The 7,811-nt window shown below is 73.8% G+C and carries 4 protein-coding genes; all 4 read right to left on the reverse strand.

The genetic code is table 11. The features are described 5' to 3' along the window. A partial coding sequence (locus HRL41_RS12515) for a UvrD-helicase domain-containing protein (protein ID WP_172137099.1) occupies positions 1-3,264 on the reverse strand: 3,264 nt, incomplete at its 3' end. Continuing rightward, positions 3,261-6,143, reverse strand: a complete 2,883-nt coding sequence (locus tag HRL41_RS12520; protein WP_172137100.1) for a PD-(D/E)XK nuclease family protein — start codon at positions 6,141-6,143, stop codon at positions 3,261-3,263. The genes HRL41_RS12520 and HRL41_RS12515, both read right to left, overlap by 4 nt. A gap of 135 nt (positions 6,144-6,278) precedes the next feature. Further along, positions 6,279-7,274: a tetratricopeptide repeat protein gene (locus HRL41_RS11215; protein ID WP_172137101.1), complete on the reverse strand. Its 996-nt coding sequence runs from the start codon at positions 7,272-7,274 to the stop codon at positions 6,279-6,281. Beyond that, complete coding sequence (locus HRL41_RS11220; RefSeq protein WP_165170336.1) at positions 7,267-7,611, reverse strand: HIRAN domain-containing protein; 345 nt, start codon at positions 7,609-7,611, stop codon at positions 7,267-7,269. The genes HRL41_RS11215 and HRL41_RS11220 overlap by 8 nt, the downstream gene beginning before the upstream one ends. Positions 7,612-7,811: the final 200 nt, after the last annotated feature.

Consider the following 7,811-nt stretch of genomic DNA (forward strand, 5'->3'; position numbering starts at 1 on the left):
CGCCTGTGCGCGCACGGCCTCGCGCGCGGGCTTCACGCGCGCGCGCGGCGCCGGGCGCGCCGCCGCCTCGAGCACCATGCGCTGCGCGAGGCGGTGGAACGCCGTGCCGAGGGCCGTGGCGTCGTCGTCCTCCACGACGCGCGCGGCGACATCTTGCGCGGCGGCGGGCGCGGCGGATGCGGCGGCGGGATCGCCCTGCGCGGCGGCGGGCGCCTCCCCGAGCTGCGCGGCGCGGTCGAGCAGCTCCCAGGGCAGCGGGTCGTGCTCAAGCGAGGAGTAGGAGCGCACGTCCTCGCGCCCGAACGCATGGGGCGCGGCAGAGGGCATGCGCAGCGCCGGACGCTCGGGCACGCGGAAGGCCGCAGGCTTCGCATCCTCTTCACCAGCGGGGGCGCTGTCGCCGGCAGGAGCGTCCGCCCCGCCGCCGGCAACGCCCTCGCTCGCAGAGGTACTTTCGCTCGCAACAACGCCCCCACTCGCAAGGGCATCCTCACTCGCGGCAACGCCTTCCCCACCAGAATCTTCTCCTCCGTCAGGCACGGTGAGGTACTCGAGCGTCACGCGGGCGGGCGCGCTCCCCCCGTAGTCGACCAAGCTGACCGACTTCTCGGACGCGACGTCCCATCCGAGCGCCGCATGCAGATCGCCGTAGATGCCCGCCTTCTCGTAGCCGTCCTGGGGCTTCGACCTGAACACGCCGCTCAAGAGCAGCGAGCGGCTCGCGCGCGTGAGCGCCACGTAGAGCAGCCGCTGCGCCTCGGCGAACAACTGGGAGCGCGCGTAGGCGGAGAGCGCGCTGAAGAGCTCCCCCGGCGTGCGTGCCGCCGCGGCGTCCTCGCAGAGCGCGTCCTCGCGCTCGAAGCCGCGCAGCTTCGTGATGACCTTCTCGCACTCCCCCGCGGCCGGCGCGCTCGCGGCGACGTAGGTGCGCTCCCCGACGTTCTCCACCACGAGCGACTCGCGCGACGCCACGCCCGATCCCAGGTCGGCGACGGCCACGTGCGGGAACTCGAGGCCCTTCGAGGCGTGCACCGTCATGATGCGCACGAAGTCGAACTCCACCGTGGCGAGCGCGCCGGGCGCCTCCTTCGCGCAGCGCAGGTGGTCGGCGTACGCGAGGCAGACCGACGACACGCCCGAGCACGCGCCCTCGAAGCCGCGCACCAGGCTGAGCGCCTTGGCGAGGTTCCCCGCCGCGGCCAAGCCGGGCGCGCCCGCGTCCTCCAAGCGGTCGAGCAGGCCCGTCTCCGCGAAGAGACGGCGCAGCGCCTCGGTGGCGCCCCCCTTGCGCGCCCGCGCCGCGAACCGCCCCAAATGCGCGCGCGCCATCGCGAGCGCCTGCTCGTCACCAGGCGCAAGGCCCGAAACCGCTCCCTCGCGCGCGTCGGCGAAGCCGCGCGAGAGGGAGCGCGGGCGCACCTCCCCCGCCTCGTCGCGCGCGGTGGCGAGCGCGAGCAGCACGTCGTCGGCGAGGGCGAACAGCGGCGAGGTGAGCACGGAGAACAGCGCCGGCTCGTCGCTCCCGTTGACCGCGACGCGCAGCAGGCTGGCGACGAGCTGGGCCTCCTGCGAGGACGCGAACACCGACCCGCCCGCGATCACGCTCTCGAGCCCGACGCGGCGCAGCTCGCGCGCGTACACGCCCGCGTTTCCCATGCCGCCGAGCAGAAGCGCCATGTCGCCTGCGCGCGCGCCGCGCTCGCGCAGGCGAGCGAAGTGCTGCGCCACGTGGCGCGCGGCCGCGGCGACCGCCTCGGCCTTCGAGACGCCCCGCGCCTTCGACGTCGAGCCCTTGTAGTGCACGAAGTCAAAGCTGATGCGCGGATGGTCGGCGAAGGCGGGGTCGGTCGCGGCGTTCACCGCCCCGCGCGGCTCGAGGTGCAGAAACTCGCGCCCGAACACGCGCTGCTGCGCGAACACCGCGTCGACGAGCTTGAGCACGTCGGCGTGGCTGCGGAAGTTGTCCGGCAGCGACACGAACCGCGCGTCCGCGCTCTTTTGGCGCAGGCTGTCGCGGTACGCGAAGAACACGTTCACGTCAGCCCCGCGGAAGCGGTAGATGCTCTGCTGGGCGTCGCCGACCGTGCACACGTTCGCGAGCCCCGGCGCGGCGAGCGCGCTGATGAGGGAGACCTGGAGCTTGTCGGTGTCCTGGAACTCGTCGACCATGATGAGCTTGAACTGGCGGCGGTAGCGCTCCGCGAGCGCCGGGCGCGTGGCGAGCGCGCGGGCGCACTGCGCGAGCAGGTCGGCGTTGTCGAGCCGCGACGGCCCCTTGAGCCGGGAGAACTCGTCGGAGATCAGGCGGGCGAAGCTCACGAGGGCGCGCGCGGTGCGATACGCGCAGCACGCCTCGGCCTCCTCGCTCAGGCGCGCGTACTCGCTGCGGTAGCTCGCGAAGAAGCCGGCGTCGTCCTTCTTCGCGTGGAACTGGGCCGACGTGGGCGGGAAGGCGTAGAGGGCGCGGCGGAACGCCTCCGCGTCGAAGGCAGGGTCGTCAAACGCCGCGGACGGCGCGTCTGAGAGCCACGCTTGGGCGCCCTCGAGGGCGCGCTCGAGCGCCTCGAGCATCTGCGCCTCGGTCTTCGTCGGCTTCGCCCACGCCGCGGCGGTCGCGCGGAAGTCCTGCCCGAGCTCGTAGAGGGCGCGCATGAGGTCAGCCGGGCGCGCCTGCGGCTGCGCCAGGGCGATGCCGTCGAACCCCTCGGACATGGCCTCCACGCGGCTCAGCACGCGCAGCGCCTGGCTCGTGACGCTCGAGCCGCGGCCCTCGTCGGAAAGCGGCAGGCCGCTTGCAAGGAGGTCGCGCACGAGCGGGTCGGACGACTCCCGCGCGCGGCGCACCACCGCGTCGACCGCCTGCGTGCGCAGAAGCTCGGCGTCGGCTTCGGGCAGAACCTCGAACGCCGGGTCGAGCCCGAGCTCGAGCGCGTGCTCACGCAGGATGCGCGCGGCCATGCCGTGGATGGTCGAGATCCACGCACCGTCCACGGCGAGCGCCTGGTCGTGCAGGCCCTCGCTCACGAGCAGCGCCTTGATGCGCCCCTTGAGCTCGCTCGCCGCCTTCTTGGTGAACGTGATGGCGAGCACCTGGTCGATCGAGTCGAGGCAGGGCGCCTTTCCCTGCGTTGGCACGAGCGCGTTCACGACGCGCTGCGTGAGGGTGAAGGTCTTCCCCGAGCCGGCGCCCGCGGCCACCAGAAGCGGCGCGTCGAGCGTGGTCACGATCTCACGCTGCCCGGGCGTGCAGCGATCAAGGTTCACGAGAGCCTCCTCTCACAGGATGCGACGGGGCAGTGCGCGCACGCCTCCTTGGAGGCGGGGTCAGCCGCGATGCGTCCCTCCATGAGCGCGCGCACGTGCGGGGCGATCTTCTCCTCCACCAGGTCGAGGAAGCGGGCGAAGTTCATGTGCACGCGCGAGGAGTCCTTCCCGAACTCCCCCAAGTCGCCCGCGGCCTCGTCGAACGACCCCGCCGCGAACGCGCCGTCCGACTTCGCGCGGTAGCCGAGGTAGAGCGCGCCCGCGCACGCGAGGCCGTCGAAGCGCCCGCGCAGCGCCTGGGCGTAGACGAGCGCCTGCACCTTGCGCGGAAGCGCGAAGGCCGCCGGGTCGGCGTCGTCGGGAAAGCCCGCCGCGTGCCTCTCCGACGAGCCCTTGTAGTCGAGCACAAGGTAGCGCCCCGCCGCCGCGTCGACGTCGACGCGGTCAACCCGGCCGTTCAGGCGCGCACCCGCGTAGTCAACGCCCTGGTCAGGCTTGATCTCAAGCTCATGGGCGCAAACCGCGTAGGTCGGCGCGAAGCGCGCCTGCCGGCGCACGCTCTCGCGCAGGACCTCGCGCAGGCGCTCGACCGCAAGCACCTCGGCCTCGGCGCGCGCGACGAGGCGCGAGGAAGCCGCGGGGTCTTGGGTGCGCTGCGCGGCGACCTGCTCGGCGAACACCTCGTCGAACAAGATGCTCGCCTCCTGCCAGCCCACGGCGTCGGCCGGCACGCGCGCGCAGCCGCGTGCGGCGAGCGCATCGTAGAACGCGGCGAGGACCGCGTGCGCGAACGAGCCCGTCTCGAGCGCGCCGAACCCCTCGTCGAGCTCGTTCAGGCGGATGCGGCGCGTGACGAACCACTGGTACGGGCAGCCCAGGTACGCCTCGATGGCCGAGGGCGAGAGCACGGGCAGGCGACGCGCGCCCTCCGCGACCGAGGGCAGGTGATCGGCCATGTCGAGCGTCTCGAGCACGCCGCGGCGCGCGGGAGCGAGCTCGACTGCGCCTTCGGGCGCGGCGAACGTGCGCCCCATGCCGCGCACGAGCGCGTCCTCGCCGAAGCGGCGCGCGGCGCGCGCGAGGAAGCCCGGGAGCAGGGCGTTGCCCTCCTCGGTCAGCTCGCCGTCGCTCCCGCAGGTGGCGGCGAGCGCCTCGACGTACTCGTCGAACGCGAAGGCGGGGTACGTCTCCTCCTGCGCCTCGTTGCGCAGCGGCATCACGCAGGTGAAGCGCCTGCGCGCCGCCGAGGCGGCCGCCGCAAAAGCGCGGCGCTGCCCATCGAGCGGATCAGGAGGGGTCGGCAGGCCGAGCTTGCGGGCAAGCGCGTCGAGCGCGTCTGCGCCCGGCGCGGCGGGAAAGCTCGCGTCCGTCACGTCGGCGAGGATGACCGCGTCGGCGCTCCTCGGCGCGAGCGAGCCCGGCGTCGGCAGGCCCGTGAAGAGGACGGCCGCGGACTGCGGGGACGCAGTTTGGGCGAACGACGGGGACGTGGGCTGGGCAGGCTGCGGGGATGCGAGCTGAGCGACTCGCAGAGGCGCATCCTGCCGCCCATCGCGCGCCTGCTGCCTGCCCTCGCCCTTTGGCGCGGCGAGCGCGAGCGTCGAGAGAGGCACGCTCAGCGTGGGGGCCACGTCGCGCACCACGTCGGGGAACGCGTCCCCCGCAGCGAGGTCGCGCGCCGTCTCGAGCAGGCCGCGCAAGGCCGACAGCGCGCCGCGCTCCTCGGGGCGGGCAAGCGGCGAGCTTCCCTCCGCCTCCTTCGCGCACGCCTCGACGGCGTCGAGCGCACGGCAGGCCTCCTCGAAGCCGCCACGCGCGAGCGTCTCGAAATGCGCGAAGAAAGGTGAGGCGCCACGCAGGCGCTCCCGCGCGTCGGCGCAGGTGAGCAGGCGGTCTCTGCGCAGCTCAGCGTTGAGTCGCTGCGCCTCGAAGGCGCGCATGCCCGAGAACGCCCCGTAGGCGAAGTCGGTGGCTGCCGCGATCCAGCGCGCGTCGTCCTCGACCAGCGCGCACGTGCTCGCCCAGGCGCGCCCGAGCGCCGTGGCGCCGAACGGGACGCGGCACGTGAGGCCGCATGCGATCCCCGCCTCCGCCAGATGCGGCGCGAGCGCACGGTAGAGGTCGCGCGGGTCAGGCGCGCACACCACCACGTCGAGCGCGCGAGGCGCCGTGGCAGCTGCCCCCACGAGGCGCATGGTCTCGTCGAGCACGGCCGCGGGCGTGGCCGTGGCGCCGGCGGGGATGAGCAGCCCCGGCTCAACCCCCTCGTCAGGCGCGGGGACGGCGAACGCCGCGTGCTCCTCGCGCGCCCATCCCAGCGTCGTGAGCAGCTGCTCCACGGCAGGAGCCATGTCAAGCCCGGGCGCGCACGTGATGCGATGCGCCACGCCAGCCGCGCCCAGCTCGCCATCCGCACCCAGCCCGTCGGCCAGTACGTCGCCCAGCACGCGCGCCGCCTGCCCCGCCTCCACGAGCCCGCGCGCGTCGAGCGCCGCCTGGTACGCGCGCACGAGGTCGAGGACGGCGCGCTCGTGCGGCGTGACGTCCTCACTTGGGAACGTGCCGCGAAGCGCCTGGTCGAGCTCGCGCGTTCCCGCATAGCGCTCGACGAACCGCGCGAGCAGGCGCGCGGTGCCCAGCGTGCGCGCGAACGCGCCCTGCCGGGCAAGCACGGCGCGCACCGCCACGAGCCGCTCCTGCGCGCTCACGATGCGCCGCGCATCGCCCCAGACCTCCCACAAGTCAGCGACGAACGCCTCGGGCGTGGTGAAGGTGGCGCCCAGGGAGCACGCGTCGCTCGCGCGAGCGCATGCCTTGCGCGCCGCCAAGGCGGCGTCAAAGCTGGGATGCAGGTAAACCCGCGTGCGAAGCTCCTCCACGAAACCCTCCTCGTTCAACGATCACGCCTAGCCATTATAGTGGTTCGCCGAGACGCGCCGCCCGAAACGCACCGCCGTCCACCAGCCAGCCCGCGCCCGGCAGCCCGCGCCGCCGCACCCGCGCCCGGCGCGCGCTCAGTACGCCCCGCTGGTCTCCTGGCGCATGCGGCGGACGCCCGTCCTCGCCTCGTGCAGCTGCCGCTTGTAGCGCCAGCTGCCGTCCTCCACCGCCTGGCCGAGCAGGTCGGCGGCCATGCGGCACCACGAGAGCGCCACGTCGAAGCCATGCGCGCAGCCAAGGCCGAGCTCGTGGCAGCGCGCCAGGCGCAGCGCCGCCGCGCCCGCCTGCGCGCGCGCCGAGGCGCCCTTGTGCGCAGCCGCGTCGAACGCGCGGCGGTAGAACCGGTAGGCGCGCGGCAGGTCAACCGCGCAGCCGCGACCCTCGACCAGCAGGTCCCCGAGGGCGCAGCACGCCTCGGCGTGCCCGCGCAGCGCCGCCTGCATGAGCCACGCGAACGCCCGCTCCTCCGGCGCGGCGCAGGCCGCGTGGCGGGCGCGCTGCTCGAGCAGCCCCTTCCAACGCGCGGCGTCGCGCAGGTCACCCAGGTACAGCAGGCCGAGCTTCGCGCACGCCTCCACGTTGCCGCGCTGCGCCGCGTGCAGGTACAGGATCTCCGCCGCGCGGAAGCACTCGGTGCGCAGGATCTCGGCCGCGGCGCCCTCGCACCCGCGCGCCTCGCCGCAGTAGCGTTCGGCCAGCTCAAGCGCACGCCAGCCGCCGCGGTCAGAGTCGCAGGGGTACACGCCCACGTACGCGCGCCCCAGATACGCGCCCGTCCGCTCGTCAAAGGCGGGCTCGGTCACCCAGATGCGCGGGAGGCGCTCGGACGCCTCGGCGCCCTTGCGGTCCACCTCGAACACCGGCGTGCTCGCGCGGCGGGCGCGCCACGCCCTCGTGCGCAAGGCGCGCGGCATGAAGCTCGTCTGCGCGCCGCCGTTGGCGCGTCGCGCGCTCGGCGAGCCGAACATCGCCGCCGAGAGGCGCTCGGCGGCGCTCAGGTGGCTCGCACGGCGGGCGCGGTAGGGCTGCACCGCATAGGGCGCCAGCGTGCAGGCAGCAGCGCTAGTCATCGAGATACACCCCCATCTCCACGCGCGTCCAGCTCTCCACCTGGCTCGCGCCCTCGAACACGCCGAACACGTGCTTCCCGCCGTCCATCAGGCGCGCCACCACCTCGTTGCACTCGCACGAGACGTACCCGATGCGGTTGCGCGCGCCGTCGAGCACGCGCACCGCCCACTCGTCGTAGAGGTTGTCGCGGTCGCGCTCGAAGGCGAGGCGCGAGCCCGCCTGCAAGCCGCCCACCAGGTCCCTCACGCCCGCCACGTGACGCGTTCCTGCCACCGTCGTGCCTTTGACCAGGCATAAGGCGCGCGAGGTGCGCGCAGGTGCGAGAGTAGTGACCATGGTTGCTTCCTTTCCGCTGCGTTTCTGACGAAGGACATGATATGATGCGAGCGTGAGCTTATGTGTACCACCTGAGGTACATGCAAGGCAGAAGTTGAGAAAGGTCGCGCCATGCCGAGAAAACCGTCCACGAGAAGCGCCGCGCCTGCGCCGTCGCGAGGCGCCGCGCTCGTCCCGCCGCAAGGCGCGCACGCGCCCGC

It is taken from the genome of Adlercreutzia sp. ZJ473 (assembly GCF_013185065.1).
GTDB lineage: Bacteria > Actinomycetota > Coriobacteriia > Coriobacteriales > Eggerthellaceae > CAAEEV01.

Bases quoted from the DNA above. Each gene is read 5' to 3' on its own strand.
- HRL41_RS11215 (WP_172137101.1), bottom strand. From the start codon at position 7,274: ATGACTAGCGCTGCTGCCTGCACGCTGGCGCCCTATGCGGTGCAGCCC.
- HRL41_RS11220 (WP_165170336.1), bottom strand. From the start codon at position 7,611: ATGGTCACTACTCTCGCACCTGCGCGCACCTCGCGCGCCTTATGCCTG.